Here is a 23,518-nt window from a genome sequence, read left to right as displayed (position 1 = left end):
GCGCGGATCGGTGACGATCGACCAGTTCCCGTCGACGTTCAGCTCGGGTGGCGTGGTCGGCCAGCGCTGCTGGCGATCTTCGTCCTTGCCGCAGTTCAGTCGCGCCCAGAGGACCGTGCGGCCCTGTCAGGCATCGGTAGCGCTGAAATGCCCGTCGGTCTCGGCCACGATGGCTGCGGGGCAGGTGGTCTGGTCACCACGGCCGATCCAATAGGTGACGACGTCATCGATGCCCGGACTGATGACGCTGCCGGTCAGGGTCTTGCCGAAGGGTTCGTTCGTGGCCACCGCGCCGCCGTTCGGCCCGAAGTCGAACTCGTCACCCTCTTTCTCGACCTCGCGCTTGTCGAAAAGCACGGTGAAAGGTCCCGCCGAGGGGCGGCTGTTCAGCAGGTAGCAGATATAGAGCCGCTTGCCCCTGACGGTCCAGGCCACCGGCGTCCCCGGCGCCCAGGTCTTGCCATAGACGAAGCGATAGGCGGGCAGGGAGGTCGGGCGTGTCAGTTCCTGCCGGACGGCCTCTTGCCTTGGCTTGCTACGCATGCCCTGCACGATCATGCTGATGCCGACCGAGATCGCCATGGAAACGACGCCCGCGACAAGGGCGAAGGTCGCCGTCCCGGCAGCCGCCGCCCCGAAGATGGCAGTGGCCACCCAGGTTCCCACAGGGGCCGCGGGCGCGGGTGTGGCAAGGGTCACGCCGACCAATGCCGTGGTGATGAACAGCAGTCTATGCATGCCAGCCCTTCGCGGCGGCCCGCAGCATCGCGAAGCCGTGTTTGGATTTACCTGCCCAGAGACCGGGCTCGATGCAGATCAGGATCGCGCGGTGGCGCAGGGCGGCAGGCGATATGGCCAACCCGCCGATGCGATGGCCGGGGATCAGCCCCGCGCGGTCGGCCATCATCCCGGCCATCACTTCCAGGCCGCCGTGCCGCCGCATCAGCCGCGCGGCAGACAGCGCCCCCCGGTAGCCCCGGAAGGGCGCCATGGGGTCGATGCCCCAGAGGGCATGGAAGACCGCGCAGGCGGCGCTGCAGCAATCGCAGGGGCCCCATTCGAAAGGGCGCAGCATCACCCGCTCGACCTCGGCCATCACCCTGTCCGGCGTCACGGTTCCGGCCAGAGCGTCTTCTGGGCGGTGGCCTCGGCCAGGATCAGGTGGCGGCCTGCGGTGTCGTTCGGGAAGGCCCGCCGCTGGTCCTCGTCGCTATGGGCGATGGCGGCGGCGCTGCGCATTGAGGGTCCGGTCGTCATCGTCACGGTCAACCGGTAGAAGACGCGACGCCTGCCGTTCTCGTCCTCGATCTCGACGCGCATTACCAGGCCGTCGGCGGTGCCGGTGATGATCTCGACCGCGCCGATCAGGTCGTTGCCGCCGGGCGTCGTCGTGGCCCCCAGCAGCACCCGCCCGAGGCGTCCGCGGATCACGGTGTCGGTATAGGGTTCGAGGTCCGGGAAGTCCGAGACCAGCTCCATGGTGAACTCGGACGGAACGGCGGTCATCACTTCCTCGGGGATGTCCACGGATCCGAACTTGCCGACGCCCTGCCATGTCCTGCCAGCATGGAGGATCTCGCCCTCGCCGCTATGGGCGAACAGCGGGGCGCCGGGCCAGTCGATCTCGGCCAGGATGACCGGGTGGAACCACGGCCCCGCGATGGCGGCCAGCATGGCGGCGGGCGTGCCGCGCTTCAGGTCCATGTGCCGGGCCTTTCCTCGAAGCCACCGACCTCATCGGCGAAGATTTCGCGGAAGGTCCAGCTGTACTGCCAGTCGCCGCTGACGGGCTGCACGGCGCGGGGCAGATCGCCTTCGACCCGGAAGACGCCCTCGTCCTGGCCGGCCATGTTCACCCTGCCGCCCGCGATCGTCGGCGTGCGGTCCAGCTTGAGCGTCACGGCGCCCGCGCCGTTCGTCGTGGCGGGCCGCATCACCCTTGCGATCTCCCAGATCCCGGGATCGCTCATCGAGGTGATGCGGATGAAATCACCCGGACGCGCCACCGTGACGCCGGGGGGCAGGCCTGTGACCGGCAGATATCCCCACGGCCCCGAGGTGGTGGGCGTGCCGCCAAGGACGGAGCCGCCGACCACCCAGGTGATGGGTGCACCGTCCTGCTGCCAGGCGATGGCCTCGGGCGGGCGTTGCCAGGTCATAAGCGTCGGGTTCAGCTCCGGGCTCTGGCGGTCCAGCTCGTCCAGCCACCAGTTGATCGGCGATGATTGCAGGCGCACGGCATGCACGCCCCCGTCCAAGAGCTGCTTCAGCATCTCGCAGTAGCCCGCGCCCGCGCGCCCGTTGGCCAGCGACGACACGATCAGCGTGGCCATGCGGCGGCGGCGCTGAGACGCCTGCATGACATCGCGCCCCGTGATGCCCGAACGCAGCCGCGAGACGGGCTGGTCCGAGGTCCATTCCGACCCCACCGCCCCGACCGGCGGCCAAGGATAGACGAAGATGCTCATCCGTGGCTCCCGAGGAAGGATTTGGTCTTGGCGCTGCCCCGCTGGACGGTGCTGACCGCCGCCCGCCGGATCCCCGGCGCGGCTTCCTGCATGATGCGCATGCTGTTCTGCCCGGCCTGATCCAGGACCTCTCCGACCAGTTCGGGCGACAGGCTGACCCGCATATGACCACCGCCCGCCGCGCCATCGGCCATGCGCTTCGAGATGTCATGCGGGATCACTTGGGTGCCGCGCGGCAGGTTCAGGATCTCGCCGCCGCGTTCGTTCAGCCGCGCAAGGCCCTCAGGAGAGAAGGGCGTGCCGCGCGCGAATGCGGGGATGGCGTTCAGGCCTGCGCCTTGCAGCGCACCAGCGAGCGCATCGCCGCCTCCAAACAAGGCCCCGCCGATGCCATTCAGAAGGTTGTTCAGGCCACTCGACATCAGCCGTGAAGCCATATCGGAAAGCATGCTGGCAAAGGCATCCCTGACGCTCATCGTGCCATCGATCACCCGCTGGAAATAAGGCGTCATGGTATCGGCGAAGGATTGCCCGAGCCCGGCACCGGCTGCGTTGACCGACACGGCCCCCTCGTCGATGCCAAGTGCCAGACCTTGGCTAAGATAGCCTCCAATGCGCTTCATCAGCTGCGAGGGCGAGCGCGTCTCGGTCTGATCGCGCAGCCCCTCTTCGGTGGCCGCACCAAGCGCAGCCCCGGCCTGATAAGCGGCCCCTTGGCCAGCATTCACGCCATCGGCGTATCCAGCGGCGACATCACCCCCGGCCGGCGGCAGGATCAGTCCAGCATCGCCGGGATCGGTCGAAGGGTCATAGCCGCTGCTGATGGGCCCGTCGCGGCTGCCCTGCAGGCGGTTGCGGCCATCGGTGACGGCGGTGACGGCGTTCGAGACCTTGGTGACGATCGGCTCGATCCGCGCCCATGCCGCCTCGAAGGATGCAACGATGCCGTCCCATAGGGTGGTGAAGAAGTTCTTCAGGCGTTCCCAGCCACGCTCGATCGCCTCGGTCATCCCCAGCTTGTCGGTGATCGGCTTGATGCCCTGTTCCCAAGCAGCGGTGAAGACGCCCCTGATGCCGTCCCACAGGGTCTGATAATAGGATTTGAGACCGTCCCATGCCGTCTTCAGCCCGTCGATAGCACCCGACCAGTCACCCTTGAAGACCCCTGAGAGAAACTGCCCGAAGCCCGAGAAGATCTGACGCACGTCGGCCCAAAGCCGCGTGAACCAAGGCCCGACCTCCTCCCAGTTGCGATAGATCAAATAGGCTGCCCCTGCGATGCCGGCCACCGCCAGCCCGATCGGGTTGGCAAGCAGAAGCGCCGTGACCTTCGCGAGCGCACTGCCCACCGAGACGATGCCGCTGATCATGAAGCCCAAGCCCGCAAGGAAGGGACCGATGGCCGCGGCCGCGACCGTGAGGCCGATGCCCCAGCCAAGCGCCTCCGGGCTGGCCGCAGCCAGTTTGGTGGTGAACTCGGCCAGCCGCGCCACCCCCTGCATCATCCCCTCGAGGAGCGGCGTCAGCTCGGTCATCAGCGTGGCCATGACCGGCGCGAGACCGATGATCGCCTGCTGCAGCTGCGTCGAGAGAACCCCGGAGACCAGCGAAAAATCCTTGCGGACATCGCGCGCGCCCTGGATCAGGCTCTCGTTGATCTCGAGGCCCAGCTCGCGGGCGCGCTTGGCGGTCTGGCGGATCTCTTCACCGCTGTTGCGGAAGGCCGGGATCAGCGCTGTCGCATCGCTGGCCAAGGCCTCCATGTAGAAGGTCATCTCGGCCTGGCTGACATTGGCGTCTTCCAGTGCCGTGACATAGAGCGCCAGCGCATCCGAGGATGACAGCCCCTCAAAGCTGTCGATGGTCAGCCCGACCTGCGGTGCGATATTATCGAAGAAGTCGGCCAAAGGCCCGGCGCCCGTGGCCACGAAGTCGCCGAACTTGTCGTTCACGTCCTTCAGGATATCGGCCAGCTTGTCTTGCTCGATGCCGTAATCCTGCACGGTCATCGCGGCGATCTTGAAGTCCTGCGCGGACATGCCCGCCAAGTCGGATTGCCGCTGCAGATTGGCCAAGTTGTCGGCGCTGCTGACGAATGCGGCCGTCGTTGCCGCACCGGCCGCCAGGATTGGGGCCGTCACCCGGGCCGAGATGCCGGCCCCGACCCGCTGCAGATCCTGGCCAAGCCGGCGCATCCCCGTTGCGGCATCGCCAAGCCCCTGCCGGAAGCGCGCATCGTCCAGCCCCATGACGACGCGAAGCCGACCGATCAGACGCGATGACGACATGGAACTCTCCGTTATTCAGGGGGCGGGACCTTGGCCTTTCGGGCCATCCAGTCGCTCAGTTTGACCTTGGGCAGGGCGGCCTTGGCCCCGGCCAGGTAGAAGCCGATATCGGACTTCGCATCGGCCCGTCCCAGCAGCGTCTTCAGCGGCGGGATTTTCTTGGCCCGCTGCAGGCTGGCGGTCAGCCAGGCAGCGGTCAGGGTCATCTCGTCCCGCCGCTCGAGACGAGCGCGCGCGGCCCCCGTCTCGATCATGTAGAGGCCGGGGGTGATCAGCCAGAAGCGGTCGGGATCGAGGCCCAAGGTCAGCCAGGCCTCGTAGAGCTCGGGAATGTTCAGCCCCGCTTGCCGGGCTTTGCCTTGCCGCGGGGCGCGGTGGCCTTTCCCGACGCGGTCGCGCCCCCGGCCTTTCCCGGCGTGGCCGCCTGAAGCCCTGCAAAAGCGGCATTCATGACCGCGACGGCGACGCCCATGTCGGCTGCCAACAGGTCATCGGCCAGGTAGGGGTCGGCGTCGGAGTGAAAGCGTTCCAGCGCGACCTGCGTGACCCGCAGCAGCACGGCGAAGTCCGGCACTTGCCCCTCCTCGGCCATGGCGATCAGCGGCTCCAGACCCTTGCCATATTCCTCCTGCAGCTTGGCCAGCCCCGACATGCCGAGCGTCAGCCGATACGTCGCGCCGGCATGCTTCGTCTCGATGATGCCCGTCACGTTTGCCATGCGGATCACTCCGCGATGATGAAGCTGGAGAGGCGGAAGGTGGCGCTGGCCGTCATCTTGTCGTCGATGGGCGCAGTGCGGGCATAGCCCTTCAGGAAGCCGCTGAAGGTCTCCGGCTCGCCGGTCTTCCCGAGCGTGAACTCGATCAGCACCTCTTCGCCCGATGCCTTGATCTCGCTCAGCAGCAGATGGGTCGGCGATCCGGGGATGTAGTTCATCGGCACGGTCACCTCGCCGCTGTCGATCAGCCCGGCGATGAACTGGCGGCGTCGGCCGGGCGACTTCATATGGGTGACCTGCACCTCGTCGACCTGCTCGTCGGGGGCCTCGATATCGCCCACCAGCGCCAGTTCGGTCATCACGGGCGCACCGCCGCCCGAGGGGGTGCGCCCGATGCGCACCGTGGATTCATAGCCGATCATGCCGTCCATGCGTCATGCTCCTTGGTTTGGGTTCAGGTCAGGGTCGCTTCCGGCTGCCAGGTTTGCAGCCGGAAGCTCATCACAAGGGTGCCGACGAATGCCTCCGACTGGCTGTGGCTGACGATCGAGGTCTCCTCCAGCTGGGCGCGGGTCTCGCCAGACCGCAGGGCATCGTTGATGATCGCCTCGATCATGGCGCTGTCCTCGTCCAGCACGTCCTCGATCTCGTCGCCGCCGATGCGGCGCAGCGCGATCTGCAAGAGCGTGCGACGGGTGACCGATCGCTGGCTGTCGCGCTGGCTGGGTTCCTGGGGCGTCAGGACGCCGATCACCGGCAGGCTGGCGGCATCGACGCTGCCCGGCCAGACCTTCAGGATCTGCACGCCGGCAAAATGCGGATGGGCGGCCAGAGCCGCCCGCGCGGTGGCACGGAAAGTGCTGCGGTAATGGGCCATGATCAGAGCTCCACCCGGTGCAGCTCGGCAATGACGAAGGCATCTTCCGCGGGCGATCCGCTCCGATGCACCGTCGTCACCTTGAAGAGCCGCCCATCGGGCAGGAGGATCTGGTCATCGCGGGCCAGTTCCGGCACCAGGTGCCGCTCGACCCGCCAGGTCGGCGCATCGATCAGCACTACCTGGCCATCCGCGCCGGTCACCTCGATCGGCTGCTCGCGGAAGATCGAGCCGATGTCGCGCAACACGCCCCGCTGCGGGGCGTATTGAACGGTGGCGCCAAAGATCCCCGACAGCGTACCCGCCATGCCGTCGAAGAAGCCGGTCATCAGCGGATCACGCCGTCAAGCAGCACCCGGCCCACGCCCGAGGGGTTCGCCGCCGCATCGACCGCGGCACCCACCAGTGTGTTGCCGGTCGCGGTCGTGGTGCAGACCTTGTTGGTGTCATCCCAGTAGATCTTCGCACCGACGGTCCATGCCTGCGCCGCGGTCTTCGGCATGTCGAAGATGCCGCGGCGTACCAGGACCAGGTCTTCACCGGCCAGCGCCTTGCCCTGGGCGACGCCGAATATGGAACCGATCAGCACGCCTGCACCCGAGGCAACGTCCGCAGTCATGGTCAGGGTGATGTTCTCACCCGGTTGCACGTAATTCTTCATTTCGCAGTCCTCATGATGGGGGTGAACGACCAGCGCCGCCCGAGGGCGGCGCGGTCATCGAGCCTGGATGCGGGCGGTCTTACGCGCCGGCGTTCTTGTAGGCGCCACGGTGCTCGACGGCGGCGGCCCCGAAGATATGGCGGGCGTTCATGACGACCATGTCGGGGTTCATGCCTTCGATGGTCTGCACGGTCGGAGCCGCGTAGCCCTCGAGATAGGCATGCGCGATCGGCGGCATGTCCGACGAGATCAGATACCAGGCCGTGTCCGATCCGCCGGCCGCCGCGCCGAGGTTCGGCACCACGGCAGGGGTCAGGCTGGCCTTGTAGGGGTTGGTCGTGCCGTCGGTTGCCGGCGTGGTCAGGGTGGCGAACTGCAGCGCCACCAGCTCCAGCGCAGGCGGCACGATCAGGCGGTCCGGCTCGATCTGCAGGAAGTCGTCCTTGTCGGCGGTGCCGAAGGCACGCTGCTCCCACATGGCCTTGCGCGCGGCGGCGACCGCAGCGGCGGTGATGGCGGCATTGGATCCGGCCAGGTTGCCATGATCGGTGTGGAACAGTGCCTTGCCATCCGATTTCAGCTTGGCGTTGGCGCGCAGCAGCGACCAGACCATGCTGTTCTCCATGGTGCGCGCGGCCATGGCGAACTCGGTGGGGATGCGCTGGAAGGCCCCCATGTCGTCGTTCACCACCGCTTCGAAGGTCAGGTTGATGGTGCGGCCCCGGCGCTCGACCTTCAGGCCTTCGGTTTCATCGGCAAGGACTGCCGACTGGTATTCGCCGTTTTCCTTGACCGGCTTCAGGCTGAAGTCGCCACCGAAGCGCACCGAGTGCAACTCGCGGAAATCGGTCGCGGTCAGGGGGGCACCGGTCACCAGCTGCCAGCTGGCATTGCGGCGCTGATAGGCCTGCTGCAGCGATCGGTTCATCACCTCGGTGGTGATATAGGCGAAGTCGCTGACGCCGTAAGCCCCGCCCATCATCGATGTGGCGCGCATGCCACGGCGGATCGTGTCGGTATCGTTGTAGCCACGACCCGATCCGGCCAGCTCCATCGCCAGATGCCGCAGGCGCATGCCGCGGAACTGGGTAGCGGGTCCCTCGGTCTCGCCCATCAGCGCGCCGATCATCGCGGTGACGCGGGTCTCGCCCTCATCGCGCTGGATGCTGCTGCGCGGGCCGTTGCCCTGCGGCGCGCTGCGGCCGAGGGGTTCCTGCGCGGCCATCGTGGCCATCAGACGGGTGCCAGCCTCGTTCGCCCCGACCCCTTCATCGATCAAGGCATCGACATCGGCCTGCATCAGGCGACCCGAGGTCACATGAGGGGCGGACATCTCGCGGATGGCGCGCACGCGGGCGCGTTCCTGGGCGACGATGCTGTCGGGGCTGGCCTGCATCTGAGCCGGAGCAGGGGTCGGCGTCGGGGTGGCCGGGTTTGCCGCCGGCGTCGGGTTCGTGTCGTCCTGAGGCATGTTGCCCTCCATGGTGGATTGACCGCCAGCGGCGGCGGGGGAAGACGCGGGCCGTGCAGCACGCGACTGTGGGTTGTTGGCCGCCAGCCGCTCGCGCAGCTGGGCGCAGCCAGCCATGTAATGCTGCCGGGCGGCGGTCATTTCGCGGGGAACCTCGATTGCGATGGCCGTCACGGGTTCCTCAACACGGTCGGCGAAACCCTCCGCGACCGCAGTTTCCGGGCCGAACCAGGTCTCGGCCTTCATCAGCGCGCGGACCTCCTCGACCGTCTTTCCGGATGCGGCCGCATAGACGGCGGCATAGGTATTGGCTTCCAGCGAGAGATGGTCCGCATGCCGGCGGGCATCGTCTTCGTTGCCGATGATCACGCCCAGGGGATCGTGGATCATGATATGCGAACCTGCCGACATGATCCGCTCGACCCCGGCCATCAGGATCAGGGAGGCCGCCGAGGCGGCAAGCCCCTCGACGATGATCCGGCAGCCACCGGGATGGGCGGCCAGCATGGCGCGGATCTGTTCACCCGCATTCGCGTGACCGCCGACCGAGTTGATCCGGACCGTCACGCGGCCTTCGCTCAACTGCCCAAGCGCCTGGCGGACGAGCGATGGCGCGAAGAACACATCCTCCTCCCACATCCAGCCGACTTGGCTATCGTCGATCACGCTGCCGCTGAGGATCAGCTCGCCGTTGAAGATCAGGTCACTGCCCGTTCGCATCATCATCGTCCTTTTCCGATTTGGGGTCCGACCGTTGTTTGGCTGTCTTGTCTGCTGCGATGCCGTATTTGCGATCGGCCTCCGCGTCCTGTTGACGCTCCTCGCGGATCCGGTCGGGATCACGACCCAGTTCGCGCTGGACGCCCTGGCGGCTGTTCAGCCCGGCGTCGACCTCCTCGATCATCGCCGGGATCTCCTTGACAGGATCGACCAGGATGCGACGGGGCGGCGTCCAGTCGAGGGTAAAGTCAAGATCGCGATATCCGGCCAGCAGCAGGCCCTCGCGGAACCAGCGCTCGATGCCTTCGCCCAGCTGCATGATCATCAAGCCGCGCTGCCACATGCGCACCAGCCGGTCCATCTCGTTGCGCCCCATGCGGCCGGACGAGAAGTTCACCCCGCGCAGATCGGCGGTCAGCGCCTCGTAGGTGATGCCAAGCCCCGCTGCGACGGTGCGCAACCCGCGCCCCATGAACTCGTCATAGCCATCGACGGAGGGCGGCTGCACCACGGTGGGCTCTGCCCCTTCGGGCAGTTCGACCACCGCGCCGGGGGCCAGATCCTCCAGCCCCGATCCGGCATTGGCGGGCCGGGTCGAGCCGGTCGCGTATTTAAGAACGATCGCCATCAGCGCCGAGATGCGCTGCTTGAGGATCTGCGCCTCCTGGTAATCGCCGAGCTCGCCCAAGGTCATCATCACGGGCGCCAGCCAAGGCACGCCGCGCAGTTGGCCGGGACGATCGAAGCGGCGCAGGTGAATGATGTCGGACCAGTGCACACGGGTCGATTGCAGCGGCTTGCGGTGTCGCACCGCACCGGGGTGTTCGTTGAAGAGATGATAGGCCTCGATCGCGCCGGTGGGCCCGTATTCGACCCCCTCGACCACCAGGTTCTCGCCCCAGCTCTGGACCGTGGTGTCCAGGCAATCCACCTCGACCAGCTCGACTTGATAGGGCAAAGCCAGATGCCGACCAAATCCGCCACGCCGCATGCGCCGGCGGATCAGCACCTCGCCATCGGTGAAGACGGTGGAGATGCAGATCTGCTGCATCTCCAGCAGGTCATATTCCTCACCCGCGTCGAAGCGCACGTTCAGGAGGTGACGCTCGACCAGATCCTTCACCAGCGCCTTGATGTCGTCACTGCCGGCACGAACCGAAGGAACGATGCCTTCACCTACGACATTGGCAACGATGACATCGCGGGCACGCGCCGCATAGGCCCGATTGCGGACCATGTCGCGCGACAGCTGGCGCAGGCGTTCGCGCGACCCGAAGGCCGCCGCATCGGCCGATGTGGCCGGGGCCTTCCAGCCATAGGTGCGGCGCCCCCGCGAGGCGGCGTCGTAGTTCATCACCACCGCGGTCTGCGCGCGTGCCGTCGCCCGCCGCAGACCCGCGGCAGGCGCGAAGAAGCCGATGGTGCGGTCGATCAGGTTCATTTAGAGACCCCGCGTGGTGCGGGGATAGCTGACGCGGGCCGCACCGCCCACCGCGCCGGCCAGCTCGGCCTCGATCATCGCCAGCGTGGCGCGCATGTCGGCGAGCGACCGGAAGGTCAGCTTCTCGCCGTTCAGCTCGGCCGAGGCCACGCCCTTGGCAATGGCGCCGCGGAGCCGGTCGGCATCGGCTTGGGTATAGGCCATGTCATCTCCTCAGGTAGCCGATGCGTTTGGGGCGCGACGGCGCGGGCAGATCGCGCGCGCTGCCCGGATCATTGGGCCGCTCCAGCGGAACGGCATTGGCATTGTCGGGGCCGAGCACGCACCAGGCGGGCGGGGCCTCCCAGTTGACGCGGTTCAGGCCCAGGAACTCGGCCAGCGCCAGGCCCTGCACCGAATGATCGAGGCTCTCGTTCCGGGTCTGGCCGGGCTTCAGGACCCAACCCTTCTCGCCGCGCTCCTCGGCCAGCAGTTCGGCCACATGCTCGGCCTCCATCCAGGAGGGAACATGCTGGGCGTTGGTCGCCGTGTCGGTCCGCGCCAGTGCCGCCGAGACGCTGTCCTTCAGCCGGTCCACAGCCATGTTCAGCAGTTTGATGCCCCGGGCTTTCCTGCCACCCGAGGCGCGTTCGGGGGCTTCGTGCCAGACCCGGTCGCGCTGGTTCAGCCCCGATCGGCCGATCGAGAGATAGAACCGCCCGCCCAGACCCTCGCGCGCGCGGGCACGCCAGAACTTTTCGGCATTGTCCGACCAGCCCTTGGGGCCGTTGAAGTCGATGACCACGCCCACGGGCTTCAGGCCCCAGGCCGCACCATCGACCGCAAACACCCTTTCGGCCAGTTCGGTCAGCACCTGGGCATCCTCGGCGTAACGGCCGGGATCGATCCCGCGATACTTGCCATCCTCGCCCCTGGCGCGCGGCGCATCGTCGGGCGGCTGGTGGATCGCATAGCGCTCGATCGCCACCCGTTCGCCTTCCGCGCCCCAGGCCATGACCATGACCTCGAAGCGGTTGCCCTGCACGTCGACCATCACGGTAACGAACCGCGCCCAATGCGGGGCGACCCCGCGTGGCAGTTTCATCGCGTTGCCGGTCAGGCTCTCGACCGTGACCGCGTTCTCGTCCTCGTCCTTTGGGCGCTGATAGGGGATGCCCAGCTCGGTGTAGTGGACGCCGGCAAAGTCGGTCTCGTCGCCCGTGGCCTCCAGCACCCGGCGCGCGGCCTCGTAGCGCTCGACCAGTCCCTGCCAGGATGCGAAGGCTGCCACGACGCCGTTCAGCGCATAGCTGACGATCGAGACGTTGCGGATCTGCGGATCGTCGATCCGGCAGAGTTGGCGCTTGCCATCCGCGTCGACGATCCGGCTCTCATGCAGCCAGCCGCCTTGGCCCTCGGAGGCGCGACGGTTCATCTCTGCCTTCTGGCGATGCTCGATCACCGACCCGCAATGCGGGCAGACCATGACCGCGCTGTCGGCAGCTTCGCCGGGGTCCAGGTCGCGGTTGTAGTCCAGCCGATCATAGGTCGGTTCGAAGAGCCCGGCGCAGTCGAGGCATTCCCAGTACCAGCGTGCCCGCGTGCCCTCGTTGTAGAGGTTCACGATCCCCGCCGTGGTCGGCGGCAGCAGATGCGGGTCCAGCCCGGTCACGGGCCGCTGCTTGGCCTCGTCAACCGGAAAGGCGGGCGTGCTTTCGGCCATCACGCATCCGCGCGACAGGAAGGTCCGGATCCGCGCCAGCGCCATGCTGAAGGGCGAGGCTTCGGGGGCATCCTTCGGCCCCAGCCTCTGGGGCATGTGGTCGTAATCGGTCAGCAGCACCAGCCGCTGCGAGCGGGACGACAGCTGGTTCGGTACCGGATAGCCGATGCCGAGCCGCATCCCCTTGAACCGCTTGCGGCTGAAGGTGCTGTCATCGCGCGCCCGACCAAGCCGCTCCAGCAGCAGCGGGCTGTTGATGATGGCCGGGTCCAGCTTCTCCTCGACCCAGGCATCCGCATCGGTCTTGGTCATGTGGATCAGCTGCACCGGGCCCGGCGCGCAGGTGATCGCATAGGCCGAGACCGAGAGCAGCATCTGGCTCTTGCCGCTCTGCGAGGGGCCGACGAAGACCACCGCCTTGAAGCGCCGGGACTGCGACATGTCCTGCGGCTCGATCGTGTAGGGCGCGACGGCCCGGTCATACGCCGACCACTTGCCGGCCACCGGCACCCGCAGTGCGCGCTCGGCGGCATCGGTGACCGTCACCCGGCTTGGCGGATCGAGAAGCGGAAGCGCATCCGCGACCAGCTCCTCCGGCGTCAGGAACGGCGGCAGCGGCGGGATGCGCGTCAGTGCGGAAAAGCCCCGGTCCATCATCTCGACCATCAGACATCCAGCTCCGACTGGCGACCGGGCAGGGCGACCACGGCGCCGGGGCGCCCGAGCCGCGCCTCGATCAGGCGGCGCACCTCGGCGCGCATCTGGTCGCAGCGCTCCTCGAGCTGCGCCACCTGCGCGGCGGAGAGGCCGAAGGTCATCTCGGCAAAATCGGGCAGCGTGTCCATCTCGGCGCCGAAGGTCACGAACATGTCCTCGACCAGCTGGCGCATCCGGTCGGCGCGCAAGAGATCGCCGCGCTGTTCGGCAACGCGGTTGCGGTGATACTCGGCCTCCGACCACTTGCGCAGATCGTCGGCGGTCAGCTCGCCCTCTTCCTCGGCCTGGTCCTCGTCGAGATTGCGGAAGGCCAGCGCCGCCTGCGCGGCCAGCTGGTCGCCCCTGGACTTGGCCGCCCGGTGGCGTTCGTCGCGGTCCTGCTTCCAGGCCCAGCAGTGAGACAGCCGGAACTCGTAGGCGACCCCGTTCGCGCCGGTGGTGATCGCGGGCAGGCCAAGCCCGATCCACTTGGCCACGGTGTTCTCCGAGACGCCGAAGGCGCGGGCAAGCTGCGATCTGTTGAGGGGCGTGCCGTCATCGACGACCCCATCCGGCAGCGGATGGCGCCCGACATCCAGCACGCTCCCATCCTCGAGCGTGATGGTGGTCATGAGCTTTCCTGTAATGACAACAACAACAACCCGAACCACAACCCCGGACCAGGATCGCGATCAGGAATGTACCGGGGTGCGAATTACCCCCGTGCGGTTCCTTGCCAGGAAGGACCCGCGGGGGCAGGGCGGTCAGCCGCGTTCGGCCACCCTCTGGACCATCCGCGCGAAGGTGCGGGTCAGGTGTTCCGGCAGCCGGGCCCGATAGACCTCGGCTGCACCGTCCTGAAACCCGAGCCGCTCCGAATAGACCGGAGCGACGGCACTGAAGTGCAGCACCTTGCTGATCGTGCCATCCGGTGCCCGCTTCCATATCCCCGGCGAAAGACCCGATCCGGACTTCGGCACGAAGAAGCCGGCCCGCTTGCGATGGCGTTTGCGTGCCGTGGCCGTGGTATTGGTCCGGTCGTCGCGCTGCGCCTGGACCGCCGACAGTGCCTGGTTGCGCTCTCCCGTCTGCCAGTTGCCATAGGCGTTCAGCTTGGCACCCTCCGCCGGGATGGCCGACTGGATGATGCCGTCATAAGCCAGCCGCGAGGACAGCAGCGCTTCGAGCCCCGTCTGGCCCCGTGCACCGCCCAGCTCCTGCATCTTCAGGTAATGCCGTCGCCCGACCGAGGGTCGTTCCATGACGGAAGCTTCAAGACTGTTCGGCTTGGCCCGCCAGACCATGAATGCGTTCTTGGTGAACCGCGTGGGCCGGTCGAAGACCGCGTCCATCCGGTTCTGGACATGCGTCAGGACATCGGCAGCCGTGTCGTTCAGTGCCCATGCCGCTGCCTGTCGTGCATCCTTGTCTGCCAGCTGGCGCAGGTTCCGCTGCAGGTCGGCGTCGTTGATCGCGAGCTTTAGCATCGACGCCTCGTTTCTATAGAGCTCTTACGGCCTTTGATTGCGGGAGATGCAAGTCTCACGGACACGGACCCTCAAGTGCCGGTCTGAAGCTTATCTGCCCGGCCAAAGGATAGGCCGGGTGGGCCAAGAGCTTGAACATTGTTGGGTGCGGTATAAGAGGGGCCGTAGAGCTCAAGATCTCAAAGTGGAAATCAGCGTGCTCCAATCTCACGAAAGACTAGAAGAGGCGTGATTCCGTAGGCTTCATATGGGCGGCCTAAAAACATCCTAATCATTGGCGTAATAGCATCGTCTAACTTTGCCATAGCGGCGCCGCTCAGATAGTCGACCTGTTTGATGTCCCCATCTGGCTGTTCGTCAGGCAATGCGTCAAGTATTCCAATAGCAGACCAAGTCCCGGGGAGGTGTTTCGAAAATTTCAGAGTGATGTCTGATGGATCGAACGTCAGCCCGTCTGGAAGAAGGCTACACCACACGGCTTCATCTCCCGATATGGTTGCTTGAACCGTGTGCGGGAAGGTGGGCACCAGGTCCATGAACAAATCCAACCCATTACGCATAGTTTTAGCTGCTTGTACTGCAGCATCATGCAGGGCCCTCAGATTTGGATCTTTCTGCCCATTCCGTCCTAGGGGTGGAACCGAATTCTGCTTCACCCCATCGGCCATCATTTTCTTAGCAGAAGGTGAACTCCAGATGCTGGTCAGAAGCTGCAGATTTTTCACCGTAAGGGAACCTTGACATAGGACGAGTTGTCCCACCGAGGCAGTCGAAACATCGCGCTGAATGAGGCCCGCACCTTCAGCAAGATCAAGAAATTCGCGCGCATTCGCCCAAGTAGGATCATATACGCGCATCACATCATCTTGGGTGCGCTTCCGAATGTCGGCTGTCGAGGAAATCAATCCTTTTGCAAGACCCATCGCACTAGCACTGCCTTCAAGGCGACTAAGGTCGCCTGTCGCTTTCTCGACGTGTCGGCCTTCTGTGATCTGCGTCAGCGCCCCGGATGAATCGAACTGCGCCAGGAACGAAGCAATTCGTCGCCCATCGTGATATAGAAAATCATAGACGGAACTTTGAACCTGCTCGCCTTGCTCCTTGTCGGATGTCTCGCTCTGCTTTCTCGACGTCACTCAAAACCTCATCTGCTTCTTTCAGCAAACGACGGCGCCTCTTCATCAGATACCGCAGCAACTTCTGCCGCCGACCATCCATATCAGCTGGGCTGTCGGACGTTCTGGTTTGACGCGTCATGCCTCTCCTCCCACGCCGTCGTGACGCAGTTCAACGATGATGAGCATTTTTGAATGCAGAGTCGATACTCTGGGCGGCACGTGGCAACCGAAATCCTTCGCCGCGAACCTTGGCAGGCACTTCAGATGCTATAGCTTCTAGCAAACGGACGGCGCTGCCTTAGCCAATCGAGCTCCTGAGGAACTAAGACTGCGGAGAGAAGTAGCCTATGAACTCAAGATGACCTTGCAAGCACTTCGAAAAGACGAACGCCCGCTAGGGAACTTCCCGGCGGGCGCACGTCTGGATAATATTTATTTCTCTCTCACAGACGGACCTAAGCGGTCAAGAGCTTTTTCAGCCCCGATATCCGATCATGCGGTCCAGTGCGGCGCTCAGCGCCTGTGACAGCGCATCGCGATGCGCGCCCTTCACAGACCACCCATGGAAAACCAAGACATCTGCCAACCCGCGCCCTTTAAGGCATACGGCATCAAGCAGTGATCGATCGGTGATGATCCTGGCAGACGTCGCACCCCGCGCCGATGGCCGCACCCGGCGGACACTCATGGCCACGCCCGCTCCAATGCTTTTGCGCATGCGCTCCAGCTCGGCTGACAGCTCCAGCCGCCGATCCATCCAGTCGCGGCCATCCGGGCCACCCTTGCGGGCCTGCAGGCTGGAGAGCTTGGTGCCGTCGGCGCTCAGCAGTTCGACCAGGTCGTGATAGCGGCGACCGATGGCGATCTGCCCGGGCGTCAGGGGCGCAGGTTGCTTTCGTCGTGCAGCCGCGGCCAGCATGGCGTCGAAGGCATCGGCCCGGCGGATGGCCTCGCGGCCGCCATAGCCGCGATGGACGGCCTCCACTTTGTCGGTGCCGACCGGCAGCAGCTCGACGTTCCGGACCAGCACGAAGCCGCCCCGTGCGGGCGCGGGGGCGATGTCCGGGCCACAGGCCGCAGGGATGGCTGCCGCCGCCTGTGCCGCCCGCAGGCGCAGCGCCTCGGCCACCACGGGGCGAACGGCGGCACCCTGCGCAGCAGCGTCCGCTTCGGCAGCCAGCCGGTCCAGATACGTCCCGGTTTGATCGGCTTTGCACTTCATGTTGTGGTTCGGTTTCATCTGAACACTACCTTTGGATTTCATCGTTTGGGACTTGGGCTTGACGGGCTTGAAGCTGAGAAACAGGGTTTGAGTTGATCGGGGTTTTTCTTGGCCCGGTTCTTTTCTTATCAATGGGTTAGGTCTTGTTTTTGGGCTTGAGGGTCTGAAAGGCTTGAGATTTCCAGTTATGTGAAGGATGGCTTTCTCCCTGACCCCTTGGGGAATACGCGCGCGCACGTGCCTCGCAATTTCAGGCCCGTCAGGCCCTCAAGCCCAGATTTTACCCTTAACACCTTGATCTTATTCATTCGTCGGCCCCCTGACCCCGCATGTTGTCACGCCCTGCGGCCTTCTCACTCGCGCCCGTCCGGCCCAAACACCGGCCCTGACATGCGTGACGGGCCCGCAGGCCCGCCAAGTCGTGGTTCCATCGAAGAGGGGGTGCGGGGTCATCTGGGCCATGCGGACGCGCTCTCCCGTGCCTCGGCATCGCGCATGCGGCCCGAGAACTCGTAGGTCAGGCGGATGCCGCGATAGCCGGTGACGCCGGACTTGCCGGGGCTGAAGGTCTTCTGGCTTTCCGGATGGCGCCAGGACGCGTCGGCCTTGCTCTTCAGGCGCAGCGACACCGTGCGGTTGCCCCATCGGGTCTCGCCGCGTTCCTCGATCCAGAAGTTGAAGGCCTCGATCAGCTCCTTGGCGGTCATGAAGTCGCCCTCGTAACCGGTGACCTCGGTCGCATCGGTCAGGAAGGTGCCGATCGGATCGCTTTCCTTGCGATAGCCATCGGTGGCGGAGGTGACCTCGATCGGCTCCTGCAACCCGCCGTCCAGGTAATCGATCAGCCCCTCGACCAGCCAGTTCAGGATGCCGGACCGCTCCTGCCACAGCATGTCGTCCAACTGCTTCTTGGGCAGTCGTTTCTCAACCGGGATCTGCACGGGGAACTGGACCAGCATGACGCGCCGCCAGATCCCGTCGTCGCCGCCGCGGATGTCGGGCAGGTGGTTGCCCGAGATGGTCAGCTTGAAGATCGGCTGGAAGGTGATCATCCCCGAGAAGAGATCCCGGATCATCATCGGCTCGCCGCCGGTCAGCGCCTTGACCAGCCCTTCCTGCAGCCGCTCGCCTTCCTCGGGCTCCGAGGTCCGCACGAAGCGCGCGGCGATCAGCGGGATCAGGTCTGGCTGTGAATCGGAGCCGGACTTCTTGTTCTTGCCGGTCAGCGACTCGATCTTGGCGGTCGCGGCATAATCGCCGAAGATCCGCGCCATCAGGTCGACCAGGACCGACTTGCCGTTCGCGCCGCCGCCATGGAAGAAGGCCAGCTTCTGGACATCGAGGCCGGTCATGCTCAGGCCGAACCAGCGCTGCAGGAAGCGGCGCATCTCGATATTGGGCTGGATCTGCTTCAGGAAGGCATCGAAGCGTTCGCATTTGGCCGCAGGGTCGTATTCGACCGGCATGATCTTCGTCAGCTGTTGCGTCCGGTCATGGGCGACAAGCTCGACCCTGGGCATGCTGGACATGCCAGAGGTGGGGTCGGGGGCCTTGCTGAAGCGCAACACGCCCGAGAGGGTGTTGATGTCCAGATCGCCACGGTCCATCTCGTCAACGCTTCGGGCCAGCTCGACCTGGGCCTCGGCTGCCATGTTGGTCATCGGCCCCGAATTGCCGGCGTTCTTGGCATGGGTCAGCCGCCGGCCGATCAGGGACTTGTGCGATTTCAGGGCGCCATCGATGGCCCGCAGGCGACCCGCGATGTTACCCAACTCGGTCGTCAGCGCCTCGTCGTCGGCATAGGCTGCCGTGCCCTCGATCTCGATCCGACGCTGGCGCAGGGCGCGTTCCTCGTCCAGCAGCTGGCGGTCGCGTTTCGACGGCTGGATGAAGTCGATCTCCTGCTCGATCAGCGCGGACATCTTCTGGGCCAGCTGCCGGATGCGGGGCGAGACGCCCTTGCTGATCTCGGCATCCTTCAGCCAGCGGCGGCTGTCCCAGATGTGCCAGCCGACCTGCGCGACATAGCAGATGTCCTGGCCGAAATGGATGCGGAAGCGGTTGCCGTTGCCGATGTCGTTCAACGGTTCGCGGGCGGCCAGTTCGATCGGATTGAGAGGCTCGTCCGAGGATCCCCGCCCGTCATCCTCGGGGGGCGGCGGGGGCGGCATGTAATCCTCGGGGACGGTTTCGTCCTCCTGCGGGATCTCCATGCCCTCGGGCAGGGCGACTTCCTCTTGCGGGGTCAGCGCGGCCCGCACCTTGTCGATTCCGTTCGTCATCATTCGCCTTCCATGCCGACGGGGGCGGCACCCATCAGCAGATCATTCATGTCGATGCCTTCGCCCGGATGGACGATGGCGGCGGTCAGGCCAGGGCGGTGCGCGATGGCACGGCGCAGGCCGGAAAGAAGCTTGGCGCGGGTCAGGCGCGGCTCGCTGTCGCCGTCCTGCAGGAAGACCAGCCGCTGCACCCATGGCGGCGGCACCCATGCCTCGGTGTCGGTCAGATCGGGGATGCCGTCGTACTTCAGGCCTTTGCCCTTCATGCGGATCCCGGACATGTTGCCCAGATCGACCCCGCACCAATAGGCGACGGGTTCGTCATAAGGGTGCGCCACAAGGGCGGTGGCCGTGGTTTCAAGACCTTCGCCCATGACCATCATCCGGGCCTCGCGCGGGGCACTCAGGCGGATCGCGCCGCCCTTCTTCGACCCAAGCACCTTCTTGGCCGGCAGCGTTTCGCCCGGCTTGCGGGGATCCGGAATGACCAGTTTTCCCTTGGGCTGGGTCAGGTCGATCCAGGTGCGATGGACGGCAGTCACGCGACCCTGCGCATCGACGACCGCGCCAACCATGGCCGGGCCGACATGCAGGGTCTGCCAGCGGTTCTGCTGACCCTCGACCGGAATGACATAGCGTGCTTCCGGCTCGAAGCGCAGGCAGTGCGGCAGGATGGGCAGCAGAGCGGCGGTGATGCCGCGCACTGCCAGATAATCCCGCACAGGGCTGCCCTCGGCGGGCTTGGCTGCGAACCAGATGTCGCGGGCGGTGCGGATCGAACTTTCGCGGGCCTTGCGCTCATAGTCGCGCTGCTTGCGCTTGGCCTCATCGGCGCGGCGCTGGCGTTCATCGCGTTGTGCCGGGGTCAGTTCCTGCACCGGCCCGACCAGCCATTCCAGCGCGGCCCGAAAATCCAGACCAAGCGCCAGGCGCACCAGCGCAATCTGATCGCCCCTTGCGTCGCATTTGCGGCAATAGATCACCGCCTTCTGCGGATTGATCGAAAACCGATCCTTGCCCCCGCATCCGGGGCATGGCCCGACCAGTTCACCGCTGGTCCGGACCAGACCGCGCAGGTCGAGCCGATCGACCAGATCCAACATCGGGATCCGGTGGGCCTCCTGGATGCGGGGATCATCAGCCATGTGCCGCGTCTCCGGCTTGAACACGCGCCCGCAGCGCGGTCAGCAGATCGGACTGACCGCCGATGGTCGGGTGGCCACGCCAATCGACGACATCCTCGAACATCATCGCCCTCCAGCGATCCTTGACGTCCTTGGTCTCGCAACCCAACTCGTCGGCGATCAGCTCAAGCGCCCGGCGCCCGATCAGACCTTCCGCCAGAAGCAGGTCATCTTCGGGTTCGAAGTCGTCCGAAAGCTTGCAAAGACCGTCGAGGATGCGGCGCTGCTTTTCATTCAAGGTCGCAGCATGCGGGGCAACCTCGGCCTTTGCTGACGCCTTCGCCGGGGTGGTGGCATAAGCGGCGTTTGCTTGGGCCACGGGGGCAGGCAGAACAGCCTTGGGCTGAACGGGTCGCGCGGGCTTATCCAATGTCGATGCGGTCACCTTGGGCGCAGGTGCGTGTGTGCTTTTGCACAGCTTGGCGAAGCGTTGTTCGCAGGCCCGGACCGTCCTTCCCAACTCTTCTGCGATGACCTTGAAGGGGACACCCTTGGCGCGGGCTTCCAACAGGTGCTGACGTTCGCCTTCGGTCCAGGTAGCGCTGGCCGATGCGACCGGGGCATCTGCCGCACGCATCAGCTTCAGCTGCCCCCGGCATGCTTCGGGAGAACGCCCCAGTGCCTTGCCGATCTTGGACAGGCTTTGACGTTCTTCTTTCATCTTCGACAGCTGCGCCCGATCCTCCTCCGACCAGGCATCGATGCGGATATCAGCCTTGCGATCCTCGGGCTTCACCCCCGCAAAGCGGCCTCTCTGGGACGTCTTGCCAGCTTCCGGCGCGCGGGCAGCAGTCTCGGCCTTCGGTTGGAAGCGACCCTTGGGCCGCCCGGGCGCGATGATGGGGGTGTCGCCACGAACGCCATAGCGCTTGATGGCGACCTGCGTGGCCGCAACTGGACGCCCCAGATGGCGCGCGACCTCGGACGGGCCCTTGCCCGCGTTCAGCATGGCGCGGGCGCTTTCCAGTTCCTCGATGGTCCAGGGCAGACCCTTCTTGCCGGTTGTCGAGGCAAGCTCGGGAACGGGGACAGCAGCTGCAGGCAAGGGAAGGGACGCGACCTGCTGGCTGCAACCTGCCATCATCTCGGCCAGGTCCACGAACTGGGCGGGGCGCATCGGGTCCAGCACCACAGCGGCCAGGTCGCGCAGCAGGGCAAGCGGGATCAGGGTGGGGCGGGGCGTGAGACGGGTCATTTCTGCCCCCGCGCCGCATCCCAATGCGCGCCAAGCGCCCACCGGTCGAAATCGTTCATGGCGGCTGCGATCTGATGAACGACGCCGCGGTGGATCTGGCAGGTGCGCCCGACCATACCGGCAGCGCCGATCAGCGGGATCATCGCGCCTTCCTTGCTGGCCCTCGCGGCGCACTCTTCGACGATGGCGGTCAGCATGCGGTGCTCACCATCATCCGGGATCAGCGGCGGGCGCGACAGCACGGCAAGGCCATGGATCAGCGCGCGATCGAAATGCGTCAGCTTCATGGATCAACCCTCGATATCGGCGCGCAGGGTGCGCGCGGGCCAGCAGGACCGCTCGACGGCACGAAACAGCGCTTCGCCAGCGGTTTTCAAAAGCTCTGGATTGCGACGGGCCAGCGGGAACATCTCGGCAAAGCGCCGCAGCTCGACCGCCAGCGGGTCATCGTGATCGAAGCTTTCGCCGATCGTCACGACGGCGCGGGCCAACGTCTCGGGGTCCGGCTCGCCCAGCTTGGCGCGCAGGGCCAGGCCCAGGGTGATCAGCCGGGCAGCGATACGATTGCGATATGCCATCTGGACCTCTGGAACTCGGCCGGGACGCCTGCATGGGGGAGGAGGGACAGGCGCCCCGGGGAAACCGCGCCGGTGGGACGGTGCGGATGGGAATGAAAAGGACGCGGCGGCGTCTAGGACCGCCGCGCCAGGTGCCGGTGCAGGACAGGCTGTGCCCGGACCGGAAAAGGATGCCCTGCTGCCAAGGGGCAGCTCTCGGCCGGGCCAGCCGCAGGTTCCGCAATCCCGGTCTTCCTGTTCTTCACCCGAAGGCGGGCGGAATTGCGGCTTGGGTGGGGGGTGATACCCCTGGACGGGCCATGCTTCCTGCCCATCTCATCCACCTTCGGGTGTCCTGATGTCCCGAAAACCATCATTCGCCCTGCATGATCTCGGCGTAACGGGCCAAGGTCCGCGTCGCGTGATCGACATGGTGGCCATAGGGCGCGTTCAGCCCGTCGAACCAATTGCAGGCCGTCTGGAAGGTGACGCCGAAATGCACGGCGCAGACCTCGCGGCTGGCAAAGCTGGCGATCATCAGCAGCGACCAGCGGCGCAAGAAGGCAGCGCGATCGGCGCCGTGATCCAGATGGGCGCGGCGGGCGGCATCGCGACCGCGACCGCGACCGTCAAACGGGTTGGCCTGGGACATTTGACGGCACGCGCCGTCAGGCTGCGTCAGGCGCAGTCTTTGCAGGGGAAGTGTCATGAGAGGGCTCTTGGTTAAAAGGTTGATGATCAGGTTGCGTTCTCACACCATCCGCATTTGGCGGGTTGTTTGCCGCGAACAATCTGAACCGTTCCAATTCCTCGTTCAGTCGCTCAAGGCGGGAATTAAGGCGGTTCAAGTAACGCGCGTTGCCAAAGGCTCGTTGGCAGACCGTAGAAGCCTTGAGGCCGCTGGCGGCGCTATATTGCTCAATCTCAGAGATGATCGTGTTTGCATCCATGTGTGCTATATTTGGCAATTGCCAACTATAGTCAATAGGCGATTGCCAAATTGCGCTTGGCAATCGCCTAAAGCTATTCTTAATCTATGAAAATGAGTGCAATAGCTCAGCGCATTGACGCGCTTATGAACCAGCAGGGCTTGAACCGGGCCGAATTGGCGCGCCGGACAAACATACCATATCACCGTCTTAACCCATGGTTCATTCGCGATAACGCGAAGCCAAACGGGCCCGACATTGAGCGAGTAGCAGTCGCGCTAGGCGTGACGGTAAGCTACCTGATTTATGGTGATGAGCCGGATCCGCAGTCTGCTAAGAACTGGATTTTGTCGACTTTCGACCGGTTGGCACCAGATCAGCAGAAGCAGTTGGAAGGATTTGCCCGGTTTCTTTTGGCTCAGCAGGAAAGCGAAGGCAGCGCGCAAGACTGATCAGTGATTCGTCTGATAGCTGATCCAGGATGTCTTTGAAGCTGCCTCCG

27 protein-coding genes are annotated in these 23,518 nt (G+C 65.4%); 1 reads left to right on the top strand and 26 read right to left on the bottom strand.

The genetic code is table 11. The features are described from left to right. Positions 1–126: 126 nt before the first annotated feature. From DDE75_RS01055 to DDE75_RS17470, 26 genes are all read right to left on the bottom strand, one after another. Entirely contained in the window at positions 127–738 is a 612-nt protein-coding gene (locus DDE75_RS01055; protein WP_108500534.1) for a hypothetical protein, read from the bottom strand. Next, a complete protein-coding gene (locus DDE75_RS01050; protein WP_162798856.1) occupies positions 731–1,114 on the bottom strand; it encodes a DUF6950 family protein in 384 nt (127 codons plus the stop codon). The genes DDE75_RS01055 and DDE75_RS01050 overlap by 8 nt, the downstream gene beginning before the upstream one ends. Then, positions 1,111–1,704, bottom strand: a complete 594-nt coding sequence (locus DDE75_RS01045; protein WP_108500532.1) for a hypothetical protein — start codon at positions 1,702–1,704, stop codon at positions 1,111–1,113. Before DDE75_RS01045 ends, DDE75_RS01050 begins: the two co-directional genes overlap by 4 nt. Further along, entirely contained in the window at positions 1,695–2,468 is a 774-nt protein-coding gene (locus DDE75_RS01040) for a hypothetical protein (RefSeq protein WP_108500531.1), read from the bottom strand. Before DDE75_RS01040 ends, DDE75_RS01045 begins: the two co-directional genes overlap by 10 nt. Then, entirely contained in the window at positions 2,465–4,756 is a 2,292-nt protein-coding gene (locus tag DDE75_RS01035) for a phage tail tape measure protein (RefSeq protein WP_162798855.1), read from the bottom strand. Before DDE75_RS01035 ends, DDE75_RS01040 begins: the two co-directional genes overlap by 4 nt. Before the next feature lie 11 nt (positions 4,757–4,767). Continuing rightward, on the bottom strand, positions 4,768–5,058 hold the full coding sequence (locus DDE75_RS01030; RefSeq protein ID WP_108500529.1) for a hypothetical protein: 291 nt from the start codon (positions 5,056–5,058) through the stop codon (positions 4,768–4,770). A gap of 32 nt (positions 5,059–5,090) precedes the next feature. Beyond that, positions 5,091–5,474, bottom strand: coding sequence for a hypothetical protein (locus DDE75_RS01025; protein ID WP_108500528.1), 384 nt, complete (start codon positions 5,472–5,474; stop codon positions 5,091–5,093). Positions 5,475–5,479: 5 nt separating this feature from the next. Continuing rightward, positions 5,480–5,905, bottom strand: a complete 426-nt coding sequence (locus DDE75_RS01020; RefSeq protein ID WP_108500527.1) for a phage tail tube protein — start codon at positions 5,903–5,905, stop codon at positions 5,480–5,482. A gap of 23 nt (positions 5,906–5,928) precedes the next feature. Then, positions 5,929–6,351 carry a hypothetical protein gene (locus tag DDE75_RS01015; protein ID WP_108500526.1) on the bottom strand — a complete coding sequence of 141 codons (423 nt, stop codon included), beginning with the start codon at positions 6,349–6,351 and terminating at the stop codon, positions 5,929–5,931. A 2-nt stretch (positions 6,352–6,353) separates the two neighbouring features. Further along, positions 6,354–6,680, bottom strand: a complete 327-nt coding sequence (locus DDE75_RS01010; RefSeq protein WP_108500525.1) for a head-tail joining protein — start codon at positions 6,678–6,680, stop codon at positions 6,354–6,356. Further along, complete coding sequence (locus DDE75_RS01005) at positions 6,680–7,012, bottom strand: DUF2190 family protein (RefSeq protein WP_108500524.1); 333 nt, start codon at positions 7,010–7,012, stop codon at positions 6,680–6,682. The genes DDE75_RS01010 and DDE75_RS01005 overlap by 1 nt, the downstream gene beginning before the upstream one ends. Before the next feature lie 79 nt (positions 7,013–7,091). Next, the gene (locus tag DDE75_RS01000; protein ID WP_162798854.1) at positions 7,092–9,203 is read right to left on the bottom strand and encodes a head maturation protease, ClpP-related; all 2,112 of its coding nucleotides are present in this window, start codon (positions 9,201–9,203) and stop codon (positions 7,092–7,094) included. Then, positions 9,187–10,644 carry a phage portal protein gene (locus DDE75_RS00995; RefSeq protein WP_108500522.1) on the bottom strand — a complete coding sequence of 486 codons (1,458 nt, stop codon included), beginning with the start codon at positions 10,642–10,644 and terminating at the stop codon, positions 9,187–9,189. The genes DDE75_RS01000 and DDE75_RS00995 overlap by 17 nt, the downstream gene beginning before the upstream one ends. Further along, positions 10,645–10,848, bottom strand: a complete 204-nt coding sequence (locus DDE75_RS00990; protein WP_108500521.1) for a phage head-tail joining protein — start codon at positions 10,846–10,848, stop codon at positions 10,645–10,647. Position 10,849: 1 nt separating this feature from the next. After that, positions 10,850–13,012: a terminase gpA endonuclease subunit gene (locus DDE75_RS00985; RefSeq protein WP_108500520.1), complete on the bottom strand. Its 2,163-nt coding sequence runs from the start codon at positions 13,010–13,012 to the stop codon at positions 10,850–10,852. Continuing rightward, entirely contained in the window at positions 13,012–13,674 is a 663-nt protein-coding gene (locus tag DDE75_RS00980) for a hypothetical protein (protein WP_108500519.1), read from the bottom strand. The genes DDE75_RS00985 and DDE75_RS00980 overlap by 1 nt, the downstream gene beginning before the upstream one ends. 132 nt (positions 13,675–13,806) lie before the next feature. After that, on the bottom strand, positions 13,807–14,529 hold the full coding sequence (locus DDE75_RS00975; protein WP_245894573.1) for a hypothetical protein: 723 nt from the start codon (positions 14,527–14,529) through the stop codon (positions 13,807–13,809). Between the two features lie 191 nt (positions 14,530–14,720). Beyond that, a complete protein-coding gene (locus tag DDE75_RS17160) occupies positions 14,721–15,665 on the bottom strand; it encodes a hypothetical protein (RefSeq protein WP_162798853.1) in 945 nt (314 codons plus the stop codon). A 457-nt stretch (positions 15,666–16,122) separates the two neighbouring features. Next, a complete protein-coding gene (locus DDE75_RS00965) occupies positions 16,123–16,887 on the bottom strand; it encodes a hypothetical protein (RefSeq protein WP_108500517.1) in 765 nt (254 codons plus the stop codon). Between the two features lie 431 nt (positions 16,888–17,318). Further along, entirely contained in the window at positions 17,319–19,151 is a 1,833-nt protein-coding gene (locus DDE75_RS00960) for a DNA primase family protein (RefSeq protein WP_108500870.1), read from the bottom strand. Continuing rightward, positions 19,151–20,296, bottom strand: coding sequence for a DUF7146 domain-containing protein (locus DDE75_RS00955; RefSeq protein WP_108500516.1), 1,146 nt, complete (start codon positions 20,294–20,296; stop codon positions 19,151–19,153). The genes DDE75_RS00960 and DDE75_RS00955 overlap by 1 nt, the downstream gene beginning before the upstream one ends. Further along, positions 20,289–21,530 (bottom strand): hypothetical protein, encoded by a 1,242-nt coding sequence (locus tag DDE75_RS00950; protein ID WP_108500515.1) that lies wholly within the window; start codon positions 21,528–21,530, stop codon positions 20,289–20,291. Before DDE75_RS00950 ends, DDE75_RS00955 begins: the two co-directional genes overlap by 8 nt. Beyond that, complete coding sequence (locus tag DDE75_RS00945; RefSeq protein WP_108500514.1) at positions 21,527–21,817, bottom strand: hypothetical protein; 291 nt, start codon at positions 21,815–21,817, stop codon at positions 21,527–21,529. The genes DDE75_RS00950 and DDE75_RS00945 overlap by 4 nt, the downstream gene beginning before the upstream one ends. Positions 21,818–21,820: 3 nt before the next feature. Beyond that, entirely contained in the window at positions 21,821–22,108 is a 288-nt protein-coding gene (locus tag DDE75_RS00940) for a hypothetical protein (RefSeq protein ID WP_108500513.1), read from the bottom strand. 352 nt (positions 22,109–22,460) lie between these two features. Continuing rightward, entirely contained in the window at positions 22,461–22,739 is a 279-nt protein-coding gene (locus DDE75_RS00935) for a hypothetical protein (protein ID WP_108500512.1), read from the bottom strand. 16 nt (positions 22,740–22,755) lie between these two features. Further along, positions 22,756–23,037, bottom strand: a complete 282-nt coding sequence (locus DDE75_RS17470) for a hypothetical protein (RefSeq protein WP_211659275.1) — start codon at positions 23,035–23,037, stop codon at positions 22,756–22,758. A gap of 125 nt (positions 23,038–23,162) precedes the next feature. On the opposite strand from DDE75_RS17470, the gene DDE75_RS00930 reads away from it, so the two are divergent. Then, the gene (locus DDE75_RS00930) at positions 23,163–23,468 is read left to right on the top strand and encodes a helix-turn-helix domain-containing protein (protein ID WP_162798851.1); all 306 of its coding nucleotides are present in this window, start codon (positions 23,163–23,165) and stop codon (positions 23,466–23,468) included. The last annotated feature ends 50 nt before the right edge of the window (positions 23,469–23,518 follow it).

Source organism: Paracoccus indicus (assembly GCF_003056335.1).
Classification (GTDB): domain Bacteria; phylum Pseudomonadota; class Alphaproteobacteria; order Rhodobacterales; family Rhodobacteraceae; genus Paracoccus; species Paracoccus indicus.
The sequence above is the reverse complement of the archived record's forward strand: the minus strand, read 5'-3'. Positions and strand labels throughout refer to the sequence as shown.